Origin of the sequence: Geobacillus sp. B4113_201601, from assembly GCF_001587475.1 — a bacterium.
GTDB lineage: Bacteria > Bacillota > Bacilli > Bacillales > Anoxybacillaceae > Geobacillus > Geobacillus icigianus.
On record NZ_LQYX01000078.1, the window covers coordinates 1 to 22,307 of the forward strand.

Genomic DNA, 22,307 nt, shown 5'->3' on the forward strand with positions numbered 1-22,307 from the left:
TGACACCCCTGCATCATACCAAGAGGGCTTTTTTTGATCAAGTCCCCGGAAAAGCTCCTAACGGGAATGCTCTTTTTATCGGCGTTCTCTTGCTGGCGGCGTGCGAGCGCGGACATGATCCTACCCCCGCTCCGCACCATGTAGGGAAAGAAGCGGTACAAGGAAACGAGCAAAAGGAAAAAGTAAAAAAGGAACAGAAGCCGTTATCGCTAGAGGAGAAATTTCTGCCACCGCATTTTTTAGTCAATGAATTTACCGCCAAAGCAACGAGCCGCTCGATTCACTTGACGATGCGTTACACCCTCTCGGAGCAGCTGTATCAGTTGCTTGAACAGTATCGAGATTACTATTTCGTCATTCAATATCCAGAGGAACTTTCTCGCGTGACCCATGTTGACCGTTCGAACGCCGTCAAAGGCCCTTTGCCGGCCAACGGACAGTTGTCATATACCATCACCATTTCTTCCTCATGGATAGACGATATCCCAAAAGATTTGATCAATCGAATTAATCATGGGGACTTGCGGTACAATCTTCTCATCTTGGACAAAGAACGATCCCCTGTCCATATTTTTAACGATGTCCAGTGGTATCCATCGTTCGATCCAAACAAAGGATCCAGCGTCATTTCGGAAGACGACGGTGCCAGAACATGACGGCCGTTCGGTCAAACGTTTTGACCGAACGCACGTCCGTCGCTGCTTGATGCCGAAGCCATCCTCCGTTACGCGAAAGAAAACAACTAGGCCGGCTCCTTGGCGGAAGCCGGCCGGTTAGCGGCGCAGACCGTTCATCAACACGCGGATCGTCCGTTCCATTTCCGCTTTCATTCACAACGCTTTGTCATCGACACTGTCCAGCCACCGCTCGATATGGCCGATAACCGAAGCGACCGCCCCGTCGGCAAACGGCGACTGGAGGTTGGCGCTTTGGACGAGCTCGGTGAACGGCCGGCTGCCGCCCAATCGGCAAAGCGCCACATAGTCGCGCCACGCCGCAGCCCGGTCGTCTTCCGCCCGCTTCCAAAACTGGAACGCGCACACTTGCGCGAGCGTGTAGTCGATGTAATAAAACGGGTCGGTGTAGATGTGCCCTTGCCGCTGCCAAAAGCCGCCTCGTTCAAGGTAATCGTGGCTGTCGTAATCCTTTGTCGGCAAATACACGTTCTCAATGTCACGCCATGTTTTCTTCCGCTCGGCCGGCGTCATGTCCGGGCGCTCGTAGACGGCGTGCTGGAATTCATCGACCGCGACGCCGTACGGCAAAAACAAGAGCGCGTCGCTCAAATGGGCGAACCGGTATTTGTCGGCATCTTCGGCGAAAAACAGCTCCATCCACGGCCATGTGAAAAATTCCATGCTCATCGAATGGATTTCGCACGCCTCAAGCGTCGGCCAGTTGTATTCCGGGATATCGTAATGGCGGCTTTCGTACACTTGGAACGCATGCCCTGCTTCATGGGTCAATACGTCAATGTCGCTGGACGTTCCGGTAAAGTTCGAGAAAATAAACGGCGCTTGGTAGTCGTCAATATACGTGCAATAGCCGCCGCTCGCTTTCCCTTTTTTGGCGACGAGGTCCATCAGTTCATGTTCGACCATATAGCGGAAAAACGCGCCCGTTTCCGGCGACAGCTCTTCATACATGCGCCGGCCGTTGTCGACGATCCAAGCGGCGTCCCCTTTTGGCGCCGGATTGCCGCTCGGGAACATGAACGGCTCATCATAATACGTAAGCCGATCGACCTGAATCCGCTGCCGCTGGCGTTCGCGCAGTTTGACGGCGAGCGGGACGATGTGCGCTTTCACTTGCCGGCGGAAGTTGGCAACCATCTCGGCATTGTAATCGGTCCGGCCTAAACGGGCATAACCGAGCTCGACAAAATTTTTGAACCCGAGCTTCTCGGCGATCGCGGTGCGCACATGAACGAGCTCATCGTACAGCTCATCAAGCTCTTTTTCATGATCGGTGAAAAACGAAAACCTCGCTTCGCTCGCCCGTTTGCGCACCGAGCGATCCGGCGATTCGACGAACGGCTGCAGCTGGGCGAGCGTCCGCTCTTCGCCTTCAAACATGATTTTCGCTGAGGCGATCAGCTTCGTATATTCGCTTGCCAGCTTGTTCTCTTTTTGCAAGTCTTCCATCACTGCCGGAGCGTACGTTTTCAGCTGCGTTTCCGCCAAGGCAAACAGCTGCGCGCCCCACGTTTTTTCGAGCTCGGCGCGAAACGGCGACTCGACAAGGGCGCGGTAATAGTCGTTGACGAGCCCTTTGACGATCGGCCCCGTTTCATCAAAAAAGTCTTGTTCTTTCTTATAAAACTCATCGTTTGTATCGATCGTATGGCGAATGTGGCACAAATTCGCCATCGTGCTGTAGCGGCGGCGCAGCTCGTTCACCCGTTTCATCGCCTCGTGCTGACCGGCGGCGCTCCCGGCGCGGCGGAACGCATCGAGCGCTTCTTGAAACGCGTCCTGCAACTGATCGATGTCCGGCCGCTCATAGCGAAACTCGGAAAATTTCATCGTCATCCCCTTCTCTCTTCACGAATGATCTCATCACCATGCATTGGGCTCGTATTTTTCGCCCATTTTGTCTATTCGCCGTCGTGCAAAAATCTCCTGCCTTTTCCAACCTTTGAATTTTGCCCGGACGATCCGAAAAAAGCGGGAACATCCTTCTTCTATCCCACATCTTTCTAAGAGGCGGTGATTTACTCGCGCAACCGCTTCCCAGCATCGTTTTTCAAATAGAAAAGCCTTGCAACAGTGCACACTTTTTTTCATCGACCAAAGTCACCAGCCTTTAAGAGGGCGGTGATTTAAGGGAGCAAGCCGCTGATCAAGCCCGTTTCTCCCGTAGAAAAGCCTTGTCGCATCAGGATCGTCTTTCAAACGCTCCCCTATCGCTCAAAAGAAACAACCGTTTTTCACAAGACATCTAAAAGGCCGGTGAAAAATCGCTTCGTACCGGCTTTTCCATCCGAACGGTTCGGCGCCGTTTCCAGCAAAAACAACTTGACGTTTTTTGTCGAATTAAGTACGATAATGTCGGCAACCATATACCCCCTCTCCACCAATGGGATAGAGGTTGCGGTGAACAAAAGTAGCGCTGCCGAGGCTCGGAGCGGCTGATGACGCAGCGGGAAAGGGTTCACCGCCGAAGTTTGCGGCGCGCTCCGGCGCCGCAAGCTGGGACTGCGGCCGAACAGGCGCAGGACTGCCATCGCCTACGGCGATGGAGCGCTATCGCCATTCAGTCTGGATGCGAACATGCCATGCACCCGCTGAAGAGGCGCGGGTGCATATTTTTTTGAAAAGGAGTGTTAGCGGTTGGGCAAGCAACAAAAACTAGGCGTTTGGGTATTAACGGCGCTAGTCGTCGGCAATATGGTCGGTTCGGGAATTTTTATGCTGCCGCGTTCGCTCGCGGAGGCAGCCAGCCCCCTTGGCGTCATGCTCGCTTGGCTGTTGACCGGAACGGGCGTTTTGATGACGGCGCTTGTGTTTGGAAACTTAGCGATTCGCAAACCGAACTTGAACGGCGGGCCGCAAATTTACGCAAAAGAGCTGTTCCCGAAAGGGTCGAACTGGTCGATTTTATCCGGGTTTATGTCATCATGGGGCTATTGGGTCGGCAACTTTGCCGGCAATGTCGCCATCATCACAACGTTTGCGAGCTACTTATCGACATTCTTTCCTGTCTTGACAAGCGACCACACCGTGGCCATGATCGGTTCGTTTCCTTTGAAACTAGGAAATTTGCTGACGTTTCTCGTCTGCACGGCGCTCCTTTGGGGGATGCATGCCATCATTTTGCGCGGGGTGGAAAGCGCCGGAAAGCTCAATTTTGTGGCTACCGCCGCCAAAGTGCTCGGCTTTTTCCTGTTTATCGTCATCGCCTTGTTTGCCTTTGACAAGGCGGTCATCGGTCCCCTTAATGCTCCGCGCTATGACGGGGATGGGCAAGCGATCAGCCTGCTCGGGCAAATCAAAAACGCCGCGTTAGCGACGCTCTGGGCGTTTATCGGCGTTGAATCGGCGATGGTGTTCGCAGCGCGGGCCCGCAAACAGGCGGACGTCAAACGGGCGACGATCGCCGGTCTTCTGATCGCTTTGGCCATTTATATCGGCATCAGCTTTTTGGTGATGGGTGTCTTGCCGCAAGAGAAGCTCATTCAATCGGAAAAACCGCTCGTCGATGCCATTGTCGCCATCGTCGGTCCTATCGGCGGCTACGTGCTTGCCGGACTCGGCCTCATCAGCTTGCTCGGTTCGACGCTCGGTTGGATTTTGTTGAGCGCCGAGGTACCGTACCAAGCGGCGAAACAAGGGATGTTTTTGCCGTCCTTTTTAAAGGAAAACGACAGACGGGCGCCGAGCTTTTCATTGACCTTGTCCAATGCGTTGGCCCAGCTGTTTATCTTTTCAACGATTTCCCACTCGATGGCCGCGGCGTTTGACTTTGTCATTTACATCGCCACGCTGGCGTACCTCGTCCCGTACTTGATTGCGTCCGTCTTTCAATTAAAGCTTGTCATCACGGGCGAAACGTATCAAGGGGAGCGCAGCCGCCTAACGGATGGCGTCGTTGCCGCTGTAGCGTCCGTCTATTCGGTCTGGGTCGTCATCGCTGGCACGGCGGACATCAAAACGTTCCTCTTTGGTCTCACTTTGCTCGCGAGCGGTTTGATCTTTTACCCGCAAGTGAGAAAAGCAGCACAGCACGAGCGACAAAGACAAAAACGATCGGCATAATCAAAAGCAGGCGTCCGTCTCAACGGACGTTCGTTTTTTTTTGCACCAAAAGCAGGATTTTTCTTTCGAAAAGCGAAACAATCTATCAACCAAACATTTCTTACGAAAGAAGGGATCAGGCATGAACAGCGAACACGAAACGAAACGCCGCGGCATGACGGCAGAAGACTTGCTTCGCCTCCGCTCCGTGCGCGACCCGCACTACGCCCCGGACGGCACGCGCGTCGTGTTTGTGGAAAAATCGATCGACGAGGAAAAACAGTACCGCTCGCATCTATCGATGTGGACCGAAGACGGCTCCGTCCGTCCATGGACGTTCGGGCGCTGGCGCGATACGAAACCGCGCTTTTCCCCAACGGGGGAAGAGATCGCCTTTTTATCGGACCGCTCCGGACGCGCGCAGCTTTGGCGATTGCCTGCCCATGGCGGCGAAGCGCGCCAGCTGACGTTTTTCAAAAATGGGGTGCGCGATTACGTTTGGGCGCCGGATGGAACGTTTCTCATCGCCCTAACGACGATCGGCGACGACGAAACGATCGCTGACCGCGAAGAGCCGGAAAAAAAGGAAGCGAAGCCGGCGGACCCGAAACCGCGCGTAGTCGAGCGTCTCTATTACAAATCGGACGCGGCAGGATTTCTTGACGACAAACGACCGGTGCTCGTGCGCATCGATGCGGCGACGGGAAAAGCGGAAGCGTTAACGAGCCGCGAGGAGGAAATCGGTTCGTTTGCAATGTCGCCCAATGGACGGACGCTTGCCTTTGTGGCCAACCGGAACGAAGATCCCGACACCGTCTTTACACGCGACATTGTGCTGCTTGACCTCGAATCGAAAGCGGAAACGAATGTGACGAACGGATGCGGCACCTTCACCTCGCTCGCTTGGTCGCCGGACGGAACGAAGCTCGCCGCCATCGGTCATGATTTGGCTTATCTCGGGGCGACGCTTCACCGGCTTTACGTTTTTGAGCCGGAGCGTGGAACGGCGCGGGTGCTGACCGCCGATTGGGACGTCCATCTCGGCGATGCGATGATCGGCGACATGCACGCTGATGCGAAAGGCCCGGGCCCGATTTGGGCAAACGACGCAAGCGGCCTGTATGTCACCGCCTCGGAGCGCGGGCGCGTCAACGTATTTTTCATCCCGCTTGACGGACCCGTCGTTCCGATCATCGAAGGAGACTTCCATGTATACGGCCTCGCCGTCCATCCGAATGAACAGCAGGCCGTTGCCGCGATTAGCGAGCCGACAGTGATTGGGGATTTGTATGCCATCTCATTTGAAAACGGCGCAAAAACACGGCTCACCACGGTCAATGAAGCGCTCGAGAACGAAGTCGCGCTCGCTGATGCCGAACCGTTTACCTACCAATCAACAGACGGTTCGGACATTCAAGGCTGGATCATGAAACCGCCCGGGCTTGGCGAAGGGGAAAAGGCGCCGCTTATCGTCGAAATTCACGGCGGGCCGCATGCGATGTACGGATTGACCTTTTTTCATGAATTTCAACTGCTCGTCTCGCACGGTTATGCCGTCTTATTCACCAACCCGCGCGGCAGCCACGGATATGGCCAGGCATTTGTCAATGCCGTGCGCGGCGACTATGGCGGCATGGATTATGAAGACATTATGGCCGGCGTCGACGCCGCCATTCGCCAATTCGACTTCATTGACGAAACACGGCTTGGCGTCACCGGCGGCAGCTACGGCGGCTTTATGACAAACTGGATCGTCGGGCATACGAACCGGTTCAAAGCGGCCGTCACCCAGCGCTCGATTTCCAACTGGCTCAGTTTCTCCGGCGTGAGCGACATCGGCTACTTTTTCACCAAATGGGAGGTCGGCTGCGACATGTGGGAAGACGCCGAGCGGCTTTGGCATCATTCGCCGCTCAAATACGTCAAACAGATGAACACGCCGCTTCTTATTCTTCACAGTGAGCGCGATTACCGCTGCCCGATCGAGCAGGCGGAACAACTGTTTATCGCCTTGAAACAACTCGGGCGAGAAACGAAATTCGTTCGCTTTCCGGACGCCAACCATGACTTGTCGCGCACCGGCAACCCGATGCTTCGCCTCGAGCGGCTTCGCCATATCGTCGAATGGTTTGACCGTTATTTGACCAAATCGCTGCCTTAACCCGAAAGGAGGAGCCGCCATGCACGCCCTTGTCATCAATCAGCGGCGGAGTCATTGATGCCATTCGACGTGATGCGCCGTTTCATCTGGTCGGCACCCTAGAAGGCTGGTGAAAAAACGATGTCACCACCAATCGGCGACATTTTCGTTAAGAAAAGAAAGCCGATTCTTCAAGGTTTCTCTAATTGAGAAATAGGTCGAACTCAACGTTGTTTTGCACGAAATCACCGGCACCCTAGATCGATCAGAGAAGAAGCGTCCGCGTTAACGGGAAGCGCCCTCTCGGAACGAACGAGAGGGCGCTTTGTTTGCCTTTGACACGGATGATTTTCATGACGGAAGCAGCTCAACATAATCGCCCGTTTTCAGGCCGGCCGCGTTCGCTTCATCCGTGTCGATGTGCATATCTAAGGCAAAATCGTCGCTGACGCGGACGATGACTTCATCAAAAATGAGCGCCCGCTCCCCTTGCGTTTTCACCTTCACGACTTGCTTGTCGCGAACGCCGAACGTCTCGGCATCTTTCGGCGTCATATGAATGTGCCGTTTGGCAATGATCACCCCTTTGTCGACGGTCACCGTCCCCTTCGGTCCGTGAATCGTAATGCCCGGCGTTCCGTCAATGTCGCCGGATAAGCGAACCGGTGGCGCGACGCCGAGCTTGAAGCTGTCGGTTTTCGAAATCTCGAGCTGCGTCAGCGAACGGACGGGACCGAGGACGCGGACGTTTTCGATTTTCCCTTTCGGCCCTTCGACCGTCACCGTCTCGTTCGCCGCAAACTGCCCGGGCTGCGACAGCGGCTTGAGCACGGTCAACTCGACGCCTTCGCCAAACAGCGCCGCCATATGCTCGCTCGACAAATGAATGTGGCGGTTCGACACCCCCACGGGAATCATCATACACGTTCCCTCCTTTGGCGTTGTTGCTTTCTTTATTAACGTATCCATTTTCGGCAAAAATAAAGAGGGTGTCCCAAAAGGACCGGGACGCCCTCTTTCGTCTCTATATATACGTACTGACTGCTTCTGTCGCACTATATGTTGTGCCTATCTTGAAAGAAGGCGACCTTTTGGGTCAGCCCCGATCAGTGAGGGCATGTTTCGCCCCGTATCCTAATTTTTTTAACAAAGCGATGGCCTGCTCCTTCTCCTCTGCGGTAAGCGCGGACACGGTGTCATGAATGGTTTCGGCGTGTTCTGGAAACACGCGCTCAATAAACCGCCGTCCTTCTTCCGTAATCGAAGCGTATGTAACGCGGCGATCCCGCTCGCAAGCGCGGCGGACGATCAACCCTTTGTTCTCCAGTTTATCGACAACGTACGTGATGCTGCCGCTGGCGAGCAAAATTTTCTCACCGATTTGCTGGAGCGGTTGATCGCCTTTATGATATAACAGTTCCAACACGGCAAACTCCGTGGGATTGACCCCGAATGAGTGGATCGATTTGTTGACTTGATCGCTGACCGCGCGATACGCCCGCGAGAGAACGATAAATAATTTTAACGATTGCTCCAATGCTTGTCCTTTCTGCTCCATGACATTCAATCCTTTGCATTTGACCATTTCTTACTTTCCATTATACTGGAACAGAAAGCAAGCAAGCAACCGTTCTTATCCATTATGTACATATTTTTCTCGCCGACCTGTTTCCTTTTTTCGAATCATGGTGATTTTATGAGGAGAGCCGATGCAAGTCGTTGCCAATCGGGAAGCACTGAAAAACCGGTTTTTCTTAACGATCTTCAACAATTTGACAAACTACAGCGTTTTTCTCCATTCCTTTCACAACCGACTAACAAGTCTATAATTTCTGTGAAATTACCGAACTGGCAGGGGCTTTCATCTTTGCGGTGAGGTCAGGCGCTGTCCATAAAACTTTTTCACACAGCATCTGATCTTTCATTTTCTACTACACAAGCGCATATGTAGAATAATATAATGCCAAGAATAATGAGAAACGCCGTTTCCTCAGATCGATTAGTAAGCATGTAAAAAAATTGAACCGATTGGAAAAAGTTTCTCCCTTCGAAAGCCTGTAGGAGTCCACAACCCTCCTTTAAGTTGCAATAAAGAATTTCCGATTTTTCGTTGCGGGTTTCATCTAAGTACAAGTTGATATGAGAGGAATCAGCGGGATGTAAACCAAAATTTCAACTTACTAACGATTATTTCTCGTGAGCAATAGGGAAGCGTTTGAAAGACGATGTTGATGCGACAAAGCTTTTTTATTTGAGAAACTAGAGGACTGGTGAAAAACGGTTGTTTCTTTTGAGCAATGGGGAAGCATTTGAAAGGTGATCCTGATGCAAGGAGGCTTTTCTATTTGAAAAACGGGCTTGATAAGCGGCTTGCCCCCTTAAATCACCAGTCTCCTAGATTCGTAAGCGGTCTGATCTGTTACATCACCAATATTTCAGTAATCGCCACTAATATTTGCAAAAAATCTGATCGTTTGATCACATCAATAAAAAACGTCTCATAAACACAGCGAGAGAAGAAAAACGAGGAGGAATTCGATGAACAATATGCTGACCGGCAGCGTGCTATCTGCCTTATCAACTGGACTTGGCGCCGCACTCATTTTGTTCATAGCTCGATCACTTACCCATCGGTGGCGTGACATCTTGCTTGCCTTTTCTGCCGGTATCATGATGGCCGCTTCCATGGTCAATCTAGTCCCACAAGCATTGCAAACAGGAAACTTTTCAACGCTATTCATTGGCCTTGCCGCAGGAATACTTGTTTTAACCATACTGGAATTAGCAGTTCCGCATCTCGACTTAGAACATACAAAAAGCGGGGTGCCGTTTGACGAAAAGGCGATGCTCATCATTGCTGCCATTACGTTGCACAATCTTCCGGAAGGGCTATCAATCGGAGTCAGCTACGCCTCAAACAGCGCTGCTCCAATGGGCAATCTCATTGCCTTGGCCATTGGCTTACAAAATGCGCCAGAAGGGTTTCTAGTCGCCTTGTTTTTAGTCAACCAGCAAATCGGTCGCTTCAAAGCATTTTTGATCGCCACATTGACGGGAACAGTTGAAATAGTCACGGCACTGCTCGGCTTTTATTTGGCCTCTCTCTTTGAAAGCTTAGTTCCATATGGTTTGGCGTTTGCTGCTGGAGCCATGTTGTTTATTATTTACAAAGAACTCATTCCTGAAAGTCATGGTGATGGAAATGAGTGGGCAGCAACATACGCGTTTATTATCGGTATTTTATTTATGTTCTTTTTCATGGAAACATTGTAAACCCTACTAAGAAGGCCAATAAAAAGCGGCAGCCACGAGCAAAGCAGCAACATCTCGCCTACAAAAAAACCTATTTCGCTGATATTTTTTAGAGAAGCAAATGGAATCGCACTATTTTGTACGAAATCACTCCTCCTCTAGTGAGAGGGGAAACGCCTTAATAGAGCGAGAGAAGGAAACGAGCTGTTTTCATTTGAATTAACGTGGAATAGAACTAGGCAAACTACTTTATGAAGGAAGGCCACCGGTGCGGCCTCCCTCGTTCCACACCATTCTCAACGAGGCAGCACACTCAGACAAACCGAGCAGAAAATTTCCTGATTAGTCACAGTAGACTGTTCATCCGTTTCCTTCTTCTGTTTCCTCATACGGATGAGCGACCCAGCCGGACGGATCGATGAACAGGCGGACAGCCACCACCCGGCGGTCATCCATCAATGTGAAGTAGTGCGGATTCCCTTCCGGCACGGAAATGACATCGCCGGCTTCGAGTTCCACATCGAAATAGCCCGTTTCTTTGTCGCCTTTGATGATGAAAATGCCGTGGCCGGCCGTAATGGCGCGCACTTCATCTTCTGTATGAATGTGGACTTGTTCAAACTTTTTCAGCAGCTCATCCAAGTTCGGCGTCGCGTCGGACAAAGCGACAATGTCCCATGTTTTGTAGCCGCGGCGCGCCGCCAAGTCTTCGATCTCGTCTTTAAATGCCGCTAAAATTTCCGCTTTCTCTTCATCGCTTAACACATACTTGTCGTGCAAATGTTCCGGCAGCTTTGTAATATCCCAATGCTCGTACAAGACACCTTGGCTGTTTAAAAACGCGCGGACGTTGTCCTCTCCCTCAATCACTTGACCAGTTTTTTTCACTTTAATGACTGCCATCGTTTTCATCCTCCTTGGAAATGAATATAGATCAACCAACTGGCAAGCCAGCCCGTTGCAAAAGCAGCCGCTTTACTTGCCAGCGGAATAAAAACTCCCATGCTTCCAAATGTTTTTTCACTTCAAAGGCGTCGCGGCCCCAGACGGTGATGCCGTGGTTATGGATCAATACCGCGCCCGTATCGCCGTCGACATGTTTCGCGAATTTCGCGGCCAACGTCGGGATGTCGGCGTCATTGTCAATGATCGGAATGCGCACCGCGGCGTTTTCCTCCCAAATGCCGAACGCTTTGATGATTTCTTGGCCGGAAAAAACCGCCTCCCCGTTTTGGGCGTACACGTCGGAAATGAGGTTGTTGTCGACCGTATGGACGTGCAAGACGCAGCCGGCCTTCGTCCGCCGATAAATCTCAACATGCAGCAGCGTCTCCGCCGACGGCTTCAAATGCGTGTCTTCCGCCGGGTTTCCATCACCATCAACGAGCAGAAAATCTTCGTCTGTCTGCTTCCGTTTGTCTTTGCCGCTGGCCGTGACAAGAAAGGTGAGCGGATCGTTTGTCACTTTGATCGACAAATTGCCGCTTGTCGCGAAAAACCAGTCGCGGGCGGCAAGCTCGGCCTTCACCTCGGCGAGCTCGTTCCATTTTTGCACGACGAGGCTCATACGATCACCTCCACCTGCTGCAAATGATCCATCACATCAAAAAACGTCGCAAACGGCGCATGGGGTAAGCCAAGCTCTTGGCATTTTTGGAGCAAAAAATCGCGTGCCAACACGTAATCCGCTTGCTTCGCCACCGCTACGTCCGTAATCGAATCGCCGATGACGACATGATACCCGTCCGGGCGGGAAAGCTTGCGAAGGAGCGACGGCTTGCAGCAGCCGCAGCCGTTTTGGCACTCGCCGTCGCACGCGTAAGGCCACGTGATGCGGATCGTCGCGCCGCTGAAATCGGAGCCGTTGCAAAAAATGCACTCTCGTTCGATGATCCCGTCAAGCAGCGGGTAGACAAAAAAGTCGATCCCACCGCTCACCACATAGAGCGGAATGCCCTGCTCTTTCGTCCAAGCGGCGAATTCGCGAAACCCTTCGCGCAAACGGGCGGTGCCCCGCAGAAAATCGACGATTTCGCCCTTTAGCGAAGACGGAAGGAGGGAAAACATCTTCCCGACCCCTTCCTGAACGGAGATGCGCTCAGCGAGAATGTCGTCTTTGAGCGCCTCCCACTCCGGCGGGGCGAACTGTTTCATAATGGCGATAATGTTGTCGTTTTCCGTAATCGTGCCGTCAAAATCGCAAAAGAGAACAAGCTGCCTCGTCATGCTTCCACCTCAACAGCGCCCCAACGGTCGATCGCTTTTTGTAGGGCCTCGTTTTCAACAGCTGCTTCGCGGAGCGGCCGACCGGCCAACACCGCATCGATCGCCGCGCGAAACGCCTGGCCGCCGCCGATCGCCCCGTCCGGATGGCCGTGAATGCCGCCGCCGGCGTTGACGATGCTGTCAAGGCCGAAATCGCGGACAAGAAGCGGCACGAGCCCCGGATGAATGCCCGCCGACGGCACCGGAAACGCCCGCGCAAACGGCTCTTGGTCATCGGTGAGCGCCCGGGCGATGCCAAGCGCCTGCTCGCGCTCGAGAGCGACGCTGCCGTACGGCGACGGGAACAGGACGAAATCAGCCCCGGCGAGCCGCAACAGCTTGCCGAGCAACAGCGACGGGGCGACCCCGTAAAACTCAGACGGCGTGATCGCGCCGCTAAACGCCGGATGCGCCATAATCGGCACGGTGATGTTTTCATCCTCGCGCAGCCCTTGCAACACATCAAGCCCGTAGGCGAACACGTTAAACAACAGCACGTCGGCGCCAAGCTCGGCGGCCCGTTTCGCTTTTTCTTTCAGCTCAAACGTTTTACCGGTCAAGTTAACGGCGTACAGCGTCCGTTTGCCCGTTTGTTCGTACACTTCCCGAAGCGCGGCCTTTCCTTCCGTAATCCGCTTCTCAAACGGAAGAAGCTCGCTATCAAACAAAATTTCGTCATCTTTGACTAGGTCGACGCCGCCAAGCGCCTGTTTTTTCAATTCGGACGTCAAATACGCCAAATCGCGGCCGATGATGCCTTTAAAAATGCTCATTAACAGCGGGCGGTTATATACCCCGACTTTTTCGCGAATGCCGCTGATGCCAAAGCGCGGCCCCGGAAATTGCCGCTTCCACTCGTCCGGAAACTCGAGATCAAGCAGCCGCACTTCCCCATCAAGCGACAATTTGCCAAACGTCGTCACCAAAAGCGCCGGCAAATCAGCGCTGAAGTTGACCGTCGGATAGGCGATTTTGACGATCGCCCGCTTCAGCCGCTTGCCGAAATACGCGTTTACACGCTCGCTTTCGCCAAGCTCCTCAACGGCGACCACTTCCCCTTTATGTTTGCGAAGCTGCTCCTGCTCCAACGCCGGCAAGTCGGTCCACGTGCCGACCGTCAAGCCGAGCGCGATCCCTTCCGCCTTTTTGCGGATGTCTTTCTCGTCATGAAGCAAATACGTTGCCATCACTGCACTCATCATTCATCCCTCTTTCCAAAGAAAAAAGCCTCTTCATAAGAAGAGGCGTCATTCGTTTATGGCGCTCTTCTTATCTCTCAGCGTTTCCGCTGCAAGAATTAGCACCGTGCTTGAATGTACCAAGCCGGTTGCCGGGCTTCATTGGGCTCGTCCCTCCGCCTGCTCTTGATAAGAATGCTTGCGTAACTATACACTTGTCAAACGATTTTGGCAAGTATGGCAAATTTACTTTGAATTATGACAGCCTTTGCCGCCGTTGTCAATCATTTTTTTCAAAACAGCCCGAGCCGTCCGATCCGCTCCGCCGCTTCACAGAGCCGCGCCTCATCGGTCAATAGGCCGACGCGCACATACCCTTCGCCGTGCTCGCCAAAGCCGATGCCCGGAGCGACAGCGACATGCGCCTGCTCAAGGAGCACATCGGCAAACTCGGCGGACGACCACCCTTTCGGTACGGGGAGCCAAGCGAAAAACGAACCGGACGGCGCCGGTGCTTCCCAGCCGATCTCGCGCAAAGCAGAAATGAACGTATGGCGGCGCGCTTCATACAGCGCGACAAGCTCGTTGACGCAATCTTGCGGGCCGAGAAGCGCTGCAGCCGCCGCTTCCTGGACGGCGCCGAACAGGCTGACGTACAAATGATCTTGCAGCAGCTCAAGCGCCCGAATGATCCGCTCGTTGCCGACGGCAAACGCGACGCGCCAGCCGGCCATATTGTACGTTTTCGAAAACGTGTAAATCTCGACGCCGACGTCTTTCGCCCCGTCAACTTCGAGGAAGCTGACCGGCTTTTTGCCGTCAAAACCGATCGCCCCGTAAGCAAAATCGTGCACGACGGCGATACCGTGCTTGGCGGCGAACGCCACCGTCTCGGCGAAAAACTCGTTCGTCGCCGTCGCACCGGTCGGGTTGTTCGGATAGTTTAAAAACATCAGTTTCGCCTGATCGGCGACCGCCGCCGGAATGGCGCTGTAATCGGGCAAAAATTGCTGCTCGACAACAAGCGGCATCATTTCCATCCGCGCGCGGGCGAGCGCGATTCCCGACCAGTAATCCGGATAGCCCGGGTCCGGGACGAGCACCACATCGCCCGGGTTGACGAGGCAAAGCGGCAGCTCGACAAGCCCGGCCTTGCCGCCAAACAAAATGGCGACTTCGCGGGTCGGGTCGACCTCAACTCCGTACTCGCGTGCATAAAAGGCGGCAACGGCTTCTTTCAAAAACGAGTAGCCTTGAAACGGCGAGTATTTATGGTATTTCGGATTGACCGCCGCCCGTTGCATCGCCTCAACGATATGCTTCGGCGTCGGCTGGTCCGGATTGCCTTGCCCTAAATTAATGACATCATGCCCGGCCTTGATTTTCTCTCCCACTTTGGCGACAAGTGAAGCAAAAAACTGCTTCGGCAGCTGTTCAAGCAGTTCGGAAAAAGGAAATTCGATCGTCATCGCCCACACCTTCTTGAAAAATTCTTGAAATTCTAGTGCAACATCATATATCGTAAAAAGCAAAATGTAAAGCAAATTTTTTCATTGGGGTGAAAAACAATGACCATCCGCATCGCTTGCCTCCAGCTCGATATCGCGTTTGGCGATCCGCAAACGAACGAACAGCAAGCCGAAACAGCCGTGCAATCCGCCGCCAACGAAGGAGCCGATATCGTCGTGCTTCCGGAACTATGGACGACCGGCTATGACTTGACGCGCTTGGACGAAATTGCTGATGACGATGCCGGGCGGGCGAAAGCGTTCGCCTCCCGCCTGGCGCAAACATACGGCGTCCATTTCGTCGCCGGCTCAGTCGCCAAAAAAACCGCTGCCGGTGTGACGAACACGATGATCGTCGCCGACCGAAGCGGCCAAATCGTCAGTGAATATAGCAAACTTCATCTGTTCCAGCTGATGGATGAGCATTTGTATTTGCAGCCGGGAAACGCGCCAGGCTTATTTTCGCTTGACGGGCTGTCGTGCGCCGGAGTCATTTGCTATGACATCCGCTTTCCAGAGTGGATTCGCGTCCATGCTTTAGCCGGAGCGGAAGCGCTGTTTGTCGTCGCCGAATGGCCGCTTCCTCGCCTTCACCATTGGCGGACGCTGCTGATGGCGCGAGCGATTGAAAATCAATGCTACGTCATCGCCTGCAATCGGGCCGGAAGCGACCCGAACAACGACTTTGCCGGCCATTCGCTCGTCATCGACCCGTGGGGCGAAATCATCGCCGAGGCCGATGAAAAGCCGGGCGTTCTTCTGGCGGACATCGACCCGGCGCTCGTTAAACAGGTGCGTGCGCGCATCCCGGTGTTTGCCGACCGCCGGCCGCGCGATTACGACGAGGCGGCAAAAAAATTTTTCAAAACGTATTGACAATCCGCCTGCCCAACCTGTATGATTCGAATCAAGCAACCAAACGATTGTTAACATCGCGAAAATTGCAAAAACTCAATAGCTAGACCGGTACTCTTATCAAGAGTTGGCTGAGGGAATTGGCCCAATGAAGCCCAGCAACCGACCGTAATGCTATCGTGAGATAGGGCGCACGCCAAGGGCGGCGCCGGAAGCGACCCGCTTCCGCAGGGCACGGTGCTAAGTCCAACAGAAAGACCGCTGTCTTTCTGAAAGATAAGAGGCGTGAAGACAAATAATCTTCAAGCCTCTTTCCGTATGCGAAAGAGGCTTTTTCATTTGCCAAAACGTAAAGGGGGAACGTGAAAATGACGATTGTCCAATCAGCTGTTTACGAACCGCTCACCGAACAAAAAGCGACCGCCCTCGCCGTCCGCCTCGGCTTGTTCCGCGACGGGGCGCCACTTGCCTGCCGCGAGATCGGCGACGGAAACTTGAACCTTGTTTTCCATATCGTCGACCAAGAAACAAAGCAAGGCGTCATCATCAAACAAGCGCTGCCGTACGCGAAAGTCGTCGGGGAAAGCTGGCCGCTTACGTTAAAGCGCGCCGTCATTGAAAGCAACGCGCTGCGCACGTTTGCCAGCTATGTGCCGCAATACGTCCCAAAAGTCTATTATTCCGACGAATCGCTCGCCATCACGGTGATGGAAGATTTGTCCCGCCTGCAAATCGCGCGCAAAGGGCTGATCGAAGGGAAAACGTACCCGCTGTTGTCCCGGCATATCGGCGAATTCATCGCCAAAACGGCGTTTTACACGTCTGATTTCGGCATGAACCAACAAGAGAAAAAGAAGTTGGCGCAAAGCTTTGTCAATCCAGAGCTATGCAAAATTACGGAAGATCTCGTCTTCACCGATCCGTTTTTCGACCATGACACGAACAACTTTGAGGACGAATTGCGCCCAGACGTTGAAGCGCTTTGGGAAGATGACCGCCTCCGCCTCGAAGCGGCGAAGCTGAAGCGCAAGTTTTTGACTGAAGCGGATGTGCTGCTGCACGGAGACTTACACACTGGCAGCATTTTCGCCAGCGACGACGAAACGAAAGTGATCGACCCGGAATTCGCCTTTTACGGCCCGATCGGGTTTGACCTTGGCCAATTTTTCGCCAACTTGCTGTTAAATGCGTTGTCCCGTCCTGAAGCGGAGCGTCAACCGCTCTTTGTTCACATCGACTCAACATGGAAGGTGTTTACGTCCATTTTCGCTGAGCTGTGGCAGACGGAAAGCGTCGAAACGTACGCCGCGACGCCCGGACTGCTTGATGAGGTGCTGCGGCAAGCGTTCATTGACGCCGTCGGTTTTGCCGGCTGCGAAGTCATTCGCCGGACGATCGGCCTCGCCCATGTGGCGGATCTCGACGGCATTGAACAAAAAGCCGAACGGCTCGCCGCGAAACGGCACGCGCTCCGTCTCGGCCGCCGCCTGATCGTTGAGCGCGCTGAACTGGCGGGAACGGACGGCTTCCGCCGCCTGTTTATCGAAACGGAACGATGACACCCTCTGCCCGGGCCGGCCGTCCAACGCCAGCTTGGGCCAATCGATCAACCGAGAAAGGAAGACGACGATGAACTCATTTGCCATCCCGCGCTCTGTCGAATGGCGCGAGACGCATATCACGATTTTAAACCAACAAAAACTGCCATCGGTCACCGAATACATCGACTTGCATACGCTCGAAGACGTGCATGAGGCGATCGCGACGTTGAAAGTGCGCGGGGCGCCGGCGATCGGCATCACGGCCGCCTATGGCTTGGCGCTCGCCGCCTCGCGCTATGAAACCGAAGCGGTGGACGAATTTCAGCGCCGCTTGCAACAAGACCGCGACTACTTAGCGAGCGCGCGCCCGACGGCCGTCAACTTGTTTTGGGCGCTCGATCGGCTCGTCGCCGCCGCCAACAGCGCCGCTTCCGTCAACGAAGCGAAAACATCGCTCATTCACGAAGCGATCCGCATCCAAATCGAAGATGAGGATGTGTGCCGCCGCATCGGCGAATACGCCTTGACCCTTTTCCGCCCGGGCGACCGGGTGATGACGATTTGCAACGCCGGTTCGATCGCCACCGCCCGCTACGGAACGGCGCTTGCTCCGTTTTATTTGGCGAAAGAAAAAGGAATCGAGCTGTCCGTCTACGCCCTTGAGACACGTCCCGTTTTGCAAGGGGCGCGCCTGACCACATGGGAACTCATGCAGGCGGGCGTCGATGTGACGCTCATCACCGACAACATGGCGGCGCAAACGATCAAGGCGAAACATATTAACGCCATCATCGTCGGCGCCGACCGGATCGCGCGAAACGGCGACACGGCGAACAAAATCGGCACGTTCGGCCTCGCTTTGCTCGCTCAATCGTTCGGCATTCCGTTTTACGTCGCCGCGCCGCTGTCTACGATCGACATCAAGACAAAAACAGGGGCGGACATCCCGATTGAAGAGCGCCATCCGGACGAAGTGACCCATCTCGCCGGCGTGCGCATCGCCCCGGAAGGCGTCAACGTGTACAACCCGGCGTTTGACGTGACACCAAACGAACTCATTACCGCCATCATTACCGAAAAAGGCATCGTCCGCGGCCATTACGAAACGGCGCTGCCATCGTTATTCGCAAAGGAGGAGCAGTATGAAACGATTTAAAGCCTTATCACCTCTTTTTCTTCTTTTCTTTACGGTGTTTTCCATCTTAACCGGCTGCACGAACGAGCAAGATGCCATGAGCGCCAAGCCGGCCAACGAAACGAAACAAACGAACAACAACGACGCCACATCGTCCAACAGCTCCACCGCCGCGAGCAGCGAGCAGGCGGCCATTCCGGAAAAACTGAAAAAGCCGGTGAAAATCGCCGCCATTATGCAACTGTCGATCGGCACATTCTCCTCGCAATACATCGCCGGCGTGAAAGAACAAGTGCAAAAATTCGGCGGCGAAGTGCAAATTTACAACGCCGACAACGATTTGACAAAGATGGCATCGTATGTTGAAACGGCCATTACACAAAACGTCGACGCGATTTTGCTTGACCACGGCCGCGCCGATGCGCTCGAAGGTCCGGTAAAAAAAGCCGTCGCCAAAGGCATTCCGGTTGTGGCGTTTGACAACGATTTGAACATTCCCGGCGTCACCGTCATCGACCAAGACGACTATAGCCTCGCTTGGAAAACGTTAAAGACGCTCGCCGAAGATTTAAACGGCGAGGGCAACATCGTCACGATTTGGGTCGGCGGCTTTACTCCGATGGAACGGCGCCATGTCATTTATGAGGCGTTCAAAAAACGCTACCCGAACATTAAGGAAATCGCCAAGTTCGGCACAGCGAGCGCCAACACCGCGCTAGACACGCAAACGCAAATGGAAGCGATTTTGAAAAAATACCCGAACAAAGGCGACATTGACGCCGTCTTCGCCACATGGGACGAGTTCGCCAAAGGGGCGACGCGCGCCATCGAACAAGCCGGGCGCACGGAAATTAAAGTGTACGGCATCGATTTGAGCGATGAAGATTTGCAAATGATCCAAAAACCGAACAGCCCGTGGGTGGCGACGACAGCGACGGATCCGGCGGAAGTCGGCCGCGTGCAAGTTCGCTTTGCCTACCAAAAAATTGCTGGTGAAAAAACGCCGAACATTTACTCGCTCGAGCCGCATTTAGTGAAACGGTCCGACCTGCCGGACAAACAAGTATCAATGAGCGATCTCTCGCAATACATCCCGGGCTGGGGGCAATCGAACGTCGCCATCTCGCCGTGGATGAAAACGTTGGAAGCTCAGGTGAACAAAAAATGAACGGGTTGTCAATGCGGGGCATGGAAAAATCGTTTGGCGCCGTGCGCGTGCTTGACGGCGTGGACTTCGACGTTCGTCCGGGCGAAGTCCACGCCCTTTTAGGCATGAACGGCGCCGGCAAAAGCACGCTGATGAACATGTTGGCCGGCGCCATTTCGCCTGATGCCGGCACGATCGCAATCGACGGCGCCCCATGCGCGTTTTCCTCGCCGTTTGACGCGAAACGAGCCGGCATCGGCTTTGTCGTGCAAGAAGTCGACACAGCGCTGTTTCCCGGTTTGTCAGTGTACGAAAACATCGCCGCCGATGAACTCGCTCGCGCCACGCAGCGGCCGATCCGCTCGCTGCGCCAAGAAAAAGAGCGGGCCGCCGCTCTCCTTCGCCGCGTCGGCCTTTCCATCCCGCCGACGAAGCTCGTGCGCGACTGTTCGCTCCACGAAAAGCAGCTGATCGTGCTCGCGAAAGTGCTGTCATCCGACGCCCGCTACATCATTTTGGACGAACCGACCGCGGCGCTGAGCGAGGCGGAAACGAAGCGGCTGTTTGCCATCATTCATGAGCTGAAACAGCAAGGCGTTGGCTTTATTTATATTTCTCATAAGCTGAAAGAAGTGCAAGAAATCGCCGACCGGCTGACGATTTTGCGCGACGGCCGCGTCGTCTATCACGGCGCCGCCGGCAGCCTGTCGCTTGAAGACATCGTCCTGCATATGACCGGGACAAAGCGAAGAACGTCTGCCAACCAGGCGCGCACGTACGGGGGCGACATCGCCTTTGCCGCCCGCGGAATCACGATTGACAAAACCGGCACGACCATCGACCTATACGCCCATCGCGGGGAAATTGTCGGCATCGCCGGCTTGGTCGGCGCCGGCAAGACGGAGCTTGCTGAAAGCTTGATCGCCCATCGAAAAACGGCGGGCGAATGGGAAATCGAGGGGCGGCGCTATGTATTCTCGTCACCTTATGAAGCCATCGCCGCCGGCGTTTGCCTTATCCCCGAAGAGCGGCGCAAACAAGGGCTGTTTTTGCCCGAATCGGTGCGGGCGAACATCACCGTGCGCCTTCTTTCCCGCCTAGCGCGCTGGCAATGGATCAAGCGGGCACAAGAAGCGGAAGCCGCCAATGCTCTCGTGCGCTCGCTCGGCATTCATCCGCCGTCAAGCGCCACGGCTGTCCGCCATTTGAGCGGCGGCAACCAGCAAAAAGTCGTGATCGGCAAATGGCTAAACACGAACGCGCGCGTCTTTTTGTTCGACGAGCCGACGAAAGGGATCGATGTTCACGCGAAGCAGGACGTGTTTGCCATCATCCGCTCCCTTGCCGATGAAGGAAAAACGGTGCTGTACTTTTCCAGTGAATGTCAAGAGCTTCTTGACATTTGCGACACCATCTACGTGATGGTCGACGGTCGGCTGCTCGCCCGCCTGCCGGCCGCTGAACTCACGTACGAGCAGCTTGTTTATTATTGCAGCGGAGGTGAAATCGATGAACCAGCCGGCCGTTTCCGCGACGCCGTCGAAAAAAACGGCACCGTCTATTCTTGAGTTTTTGTATAAACACGGGACATTGCTCGCCATTCTGGCCGTGATCGCCTATTTTGGCATCACGCAAGACCGGTTTTTCACGTATGAAAACTTCAGCGACATTTTGCGTTCGATTTCGATCGTGACGCTCGTGGCGATCGGGATTACGTTTTCGCTCATCGTTGACGGCTTCGATTTATCGGTCGGGTCAACGGTCAGCCTTGCGACGATCGCCAGCGCGGCGGCGCTTGTTCTGTATCGCCAAGAAATTTTCGTCACCTTGCTCGTGCCGCTGTTGCTCGGCGTCGCCGTCGGACTGCTCAACTCGCTCTTGATCGTCAAATTCAAATTGCCGGATTTGCTTGCGACATTGGCGACGATGTACGCCATCAACGGGGTACAGCTCACCTATACGAAAGGATTTTCGATTTATAACGATATGCCGCTGCCAGACGGCGGCACGGCGCCGGGCAAATTCATCCCTTCCTTTCTATTTATCGGCCAAGGAGAGCTGTTCGGCGTGCCGTTTTCCGTTTTGCTGATGCTGTTTGTCGTTATAGCTGCCCATTTGTTTTTGACATACACCAAACCGGGACGCCTCTTTTATTTGACGGGGGAAAACCGGGAAGCGGCAAGGCTGTCGGGGATTCCGGTGAACCGTTACCGGACGTACGCGTACGTCATTAGCGGTTTTTTCGCCGCCCTTGGCGGCATCGTCCTCGCTTCACGCATCGGCACCGGGCAAGTGTCCGCCGGCGCCTCGTTTTTGATGGACGGCGTCGCCGCCGCCTACATCGGCTTTTCCGTCTTTGGCGCCGGCAAGCCGAACGTCATCGGCACGTTGTTCGGCTCGATTTTGATGGGGGTGTTGTTGAACGGCTTGACGATGGCCAACGTTCCGTACTACGCCCAAGACATTATAAAAGGCGCCATTTTAGTCGGCGCCCTCGCGTTGTCGCATTGGCAAAAAAAATAACGCCCGATCCCGCCCCTGTGGACTCAA

The 22,307-nt window shown here is 54.3% G+C and carries 19 protein-coding genes and 3 riboswitches; of the genes, 10 read left to right on the plus strand and 9 right to left on the minus strand.

Translation table 11 applies throughout. The features are described 5' to 3' along the window. The first annotated feature begins 8 nt into the window (after positions 1 to 8). Complete coding sequence (locus B4113_RS10570) at positions 9 to 656, plus strand: hypothetical protein (protein WP_061912492.1); 648 nt, start codon at positions 9 to 11, stop codon at positions 654 to 656. Between the two features lie 174 nt (positions 657 to 830). Here the strand turns inward: B4113_RS10570 and B4113_RS10575 are convergent, their stop codons facing one another. Beyond that, a complete protein-coding gene (locus B4113_RS10575; protein WP_061912485.1) occupies positions 831 to 2,525 on the minus strand; it encodes a M3 family oligoendopeptidase in 1,695 nt (564 codons plus the stop codon). Between the two features lie 404 nt (positions 2,526 to 2,929). After that, a complete protein-coding gene (locus B4113_RS20975) occupies positions 2,930 to 3,061 on the minus strand; it encodes a hypothetical protein (RefSeq protein WP_255358712.1) in 132 nt (43 codons plus the stop codon). Between the two features lie 15 nt (positions 3,062 to 3,076). Further along, a riboswitch (Lysine riboswitch) is annotated at positions 3,077 to 3,256 on the plus strand. 76 nt (positions 3,257 to 3,332) lie between these two features. On the opposite strand from B4113_RS20975, the gene B4113_RS10580 reads away from it, so the two are divergent. Both B4113_RS10580 and B4113_RS10585 read left to right on the plus strand, forming a co-directional pair. Beyond that, positions 3,333 to 4,757 carry an amino acid permease gene (locus B4113_RS10580; RefSeq protein WP_082799314.1) on the plus strand — a complete coding sequence of 475 codons (1,425 nt, stop codon included), beginning with the start codon at positions 3,333 to 3,335 and terminating at the stop codon, positions 4,755 to 4,757. Between the two features lie 121 nt (positions 4,758 to 4,878). Further along, positions 4,879 to 6,897, plus strand: a complete 2,019-nt coding sequence (locus tag B4113_RS10585) for a S9 family peptidase (protein WP_033017652.1) — start codon at positions 4,879 to 4,881, stop codon at positions 6,895 to 6,897. 330 nt (positions 6,898 to 7,227) lie between these two features. On the opposite strand, the gene B4113_RS10590 is transcribed toward B4113_RS10585, so the two are convergent. Both B4113_RS10590 and B4113_RS10595 read right to left on the minus strand, forming a co-directional pair. After that, positions 7,228 to 7,797 carry a phosphate propanoyltransferase gene (locus tag B4113_RS10590; protein ID WP_172418596.1) on the minus strand — a complete coding sequence of 190 codons (570 nt, stop codon included), beginning with the start codon at positions 7,795 to 7,797 and terminating at the stop codon, positions 7,228 to 7,230. Between the two features lie 175 nt (positions 7,798 to 7,972). After that, positions 7,973 to 8,434, minus strand: a complete 462-nt coding sequence (locus tag B4113_RS10595; protein ID WP_033017703.1) for a MarR family winged helix-turn-helix transcriptional regulator — start codon at positions 8,432 to 8,434, stop codon at positions 7,973 to 7,975. Between the two features lie 980 nt (positions 8,435 to 9,414). Here B4113_RS10595 and B4113_RS10600 point away from each other — a divergent pair. Beyond that, a complete protein-coding gene (locus tag B4113_RS10600) occupies positions 9,415 to 10,149 on the plus strand; it encodes a ZIP family metal transporter (protein WP_033843392.1) in 735 nt (244 codons plus the stop codon). 339 nt (positions 10,150 to 10,488) lie between these two features. Here B4113_RS10600 and B4113_RS10605 read toward each other — a convergent pair whose 3' ends face one another. The 5 genes from B4113_RS10605 to B4113_RS10625 all read right to left on the minus strand — a co-directional run bounded on the left by B4113_RS10605 (position 10,489) and on the right by B4113_RS10625 (position 15,040). Then, positions 10,489 to 11,031 (minus strand): acireductone dioxygenase, encoded by a 543-nt coding sequence (locus B4113_RS10605; RefSeq protein ID WP_033017646.1) that lies wholly within the window; start codon positions 11,029 to 11,031, stop codon positions 10,489 to 10,491. 31 nt (positions 11,032 to 11,062) lie between these two features. Then, complete coding sequence (locus B4113_RS10610) at positions 11,063 to 11,695, minus strand: methylthioribulose 1-phosphate dehydratase (RefSeq protein WP_033017644.1); 633 nt, start codon at positions 11,693 to 11,695, stop codon at positions 11,063 to 11,065. Continuing rightward, on the minus strand, positions 11,692 to 12,354 hold the full coding sequence (mtnX, locus tag B4113_RS10615; RefSeq protein WP_033017642.1) for a 2-hydroxy-3-keto-5-methylthiopentenyl-1-phosphate phosphatase: 663 nt from the start codon (positions 12,352 to 12,354) through the stop codon (positions 11,692 to 11,694). Before mtnX ends, B4113_RS10610 begins: the two co-directional genes overlap by 4 nt. Then, entirely contained in the window at positions 12,351 to 13,592 is a 1,242-nt protein-coding gene (gene mtnW, locus B4113_RS10620; protein ID WP_033017640.1) for a 2,3-diketo-5-methylthiopentyl-1-phosphate enolase, read from the minus strand. Before mtnW ends, mtnX begins: the two co-directional genes overlap by 4 nt. Before the next feature lie 67 nt (positions 13,593 to 13,659). Continuing rightward, positions 13,660 to 13,767, minus strand: a riboswitch (SAM riboswitch). Positions 13,768 to 13,864: 97 nt separating this feature from the next. Then, a complete protein-coding gene (locus B4113_RS10625) occupies positions 13,865 to 15,040 on the minus strand; it encodes a pyridoxal phosphate-dependent aminotransferase (protein WP_061912486.1) in 1,176 nt (391 codons plus the stop codon). Positions 15,041 to 15,139: 99 nt separating this feature from the next. Between B4113_RS10625 and B4113_RS10630 the strand changes: the two genes are divergently transcribed. From B4113_RS10630 to B4113_RS10655, 6 genes are all read left to right on the plus strand, one after another. Beyond that, positions 15,140 to 15,955, plus strand: a complete 816-nt coding sequence (locus tag B4113_RS10630) for a carbon-nitrogen family hydrolase (RefSeq protein WP_033017638.1) — start codon at positions 15,140 to 15,142, stop codon at positions 15,953 to 15,955. A 93-nt stretch (positions 15,956 to 16,048) separates the two neighbouring features. Beyond that, positions 16,049 to 16,217: riboswitch (SAM riboswitch) on the plus strand. 85 nt (positions 16,218 to 16,302) lie between these two features. Continuing rightward, positions 16,303 to 17,493 carry an S-methyl-5-thioribose kinase gene (gene mtnK / locus B4113_RS10635; protein ID WP_033017637.1) on the plus strand — a complete coding sequence of 397 codons (1,191 nt, stop codon included), beginning with the start codon at positions 16,303 to 16,305 and terminating at the stop codon, positions 17,491 to 17,493. 70 nt (positions 17,494 to 17,563) lie between these two features. Continuing rightward, positions 17,564 to 18,631 (plus strand): S-methyl-5-thioribose-1-phosphate isomerase, encoded by a 1,068-nt coding sequence (mtnA, locus tag B4113_RS10640; RefSeq protein WP_033017636.1) that lies wholly within the window; start codon positions 17,564 to 17,566, stop codon positions 18,629 to 18,631. Further along, the gene (locus B4113_RS10645; protein WP_033017635.1) at positions 18,618 to 19,778 is read left to right on the plus strand and encodes a sugar ABC transporter substrate-binding protein; all 1,161 of its coding nucleotides are present in this window, start codon (positions 18,618 to 18,620) and stop codon (positions 19,776 to 19,778) included. The genes mtnA and B4113_RS10645 overlap by 14 nt, the downstream gene beginning before the upstream one ends. After that, positions 19,775 to 21,325 (plus strand): sugar ABC transporter ATP-binding protein, encoded by a 1,551-nt coding sequence (locus tag B4113_RS10650; protein ID WP_033017634.1) that lies wholly within the window; start codon positions 19,775 to 19,777, stop codon positions 21,323 to 21,325. The genes B4113_RS10645 and B4113_RS10650 overlap by 4 nt, the downstream gene beginning before the upstream one ends. Next, a complete protein-coding gene (locus B4113_RS10655; RefSeq protein ID WP_033017633.1) occupies positions 21,267 to 22,280 on the plus strand; it encodes an ABC transporter permease in 1,014 nt (337 codons plus the stop codon). Before B4113_RS10650 ends, B4113_RS10655 begins: the two co-directional genes overlap by 59 nt. The last annotated feature ends 27 nt before the right edge of the window (positions 22,281 to 22,307 follow it).